1 protein-coding gene is annotated in these 1081 nt (G+C 43.3%); it reads right to left on the bottom strand.

Features of this window, described 5'->3' with window-relative positions; genetic code table 11:
• Positions 1-242 precede the first annotated feature (242 nt).
• The gene (locus V7L97_RS12780; RefSeq protein ID WP_333656593.1) at positions 243-680 is read right to left on the bottom strand and encodes a cytochrome c3 family protein; all 438 of its coding nucleotides are present in this window, start codon (positions 678-680) and stop codon (positions 243-245) included.
• Between the last annotated feature and the right edge of the window lie 401 nt (positions 681-1081).

The raw sequence follows: 1081 nt of genomic DNA, 5'->3' as shown, positions 1-1081 counted from the left end.
GTATCTCTCCTCCTTTCGTCTCCGCATAAAATCTTGATTATTAGAATTAGCAAAAATCATTCCAAAATAAAACAGGTAAAGGAAAAGGTAGAGACAAAGAAAATACTACAAAAAGAGGCGTAAAAAGGTATGTTTCCCTTTACTTTGCCTTTACCTTTACCTTTACCTTTACCTCTACCTGTCTTTGCTGCCTGTAATTACTGAGGGATTTTACTCACACGGTGGGGGAAATTTAGCAGAAATTACTTTCTATGGCAGGTTGTGCACAATGAGCTTCCTGTATTTGATTTTCTCAGGAACATTCCCCTTGTTGCATCCTGCGGGTCATGGCATGAGCCGCATTCGACCTTGCCGCTATACAGCTTCACATCTGTCCATCCGGCAGAGAAGTCCGGCGGGATATTAAAGAACTCAGGCAGGTTGGTGGGATATGACATGGAGATCGGGTGATCATCCCTTAAATCTGGGCCAATTGTAAAATGGGGATTAAGACCAGATGGCCCGCTTCCACCCGCATGGCACTTGCTGCAATTCGGAGAAGAAGGCGTGCTCGAGTTGGCATCCGATCTCAATTTATGAGTATCCGTGTAATTAACAGCGCTCGATGCACCTGCATCGTCATGGCAGGTCAGACAGGCAAGGGAATATGAGCCGGGCTGTATACCTGTAGAGGTCTTCATTGTCGGACTCGAGTACATTACAAAGGCACTGAGGTTTGAGATATTCCTGTTCCATGCCGGACTGATGCCTGGGAGCCGGATTGCGCCATGTATGGCAGAATATACAGGGGTCTGTTGTCGTTGGCGTGGTAAGGTCGTGCTTTGTGCCGGAAACGCCTGCGGCATAAGCCAGTACATAGGATAGAAACAGACTTGCCACCCATACAAGTAAAGAAATTATCTTAGAGCTATGCTTCATGGATAATGATACAAAAAATAAATTATAAAAAAGATAAAAACTGTTCTTATAGCCTTGTTTATAGTCGCATTCTTATTGCAAAAGTCATTCCAAAATAAAGAAAGAAAAGCAGGTTTTACAACAGGCTCTATGAGATTATATTTGCTGTAATCTTTTGTAACGA

Origin of the sequence: Dissulfurispira sp., assembly GCF_036745535.1 — a bacterium.
GTDB lineage: Bacteria > Nitrospirota > Thermodesulfovibrionia > Thermodesulfovibrionales > Dissulfurispiraceae > Dissulfurispira.
Note: the sequence above shows the minus strand (reverse complement) of the source record. Positions and strands in the feature narration are given on the sequence as shown.

Bases quoted from the DNA above. Each gene is read 5' to 3' on its own strand.
- V7L97_RS12780 (WP_333656593.1), bottom strand. From the start codon at position 680: ATGAAGACCTCTACAGGTATACAGCCCGGCTCATATTCCCTTGCCTGT.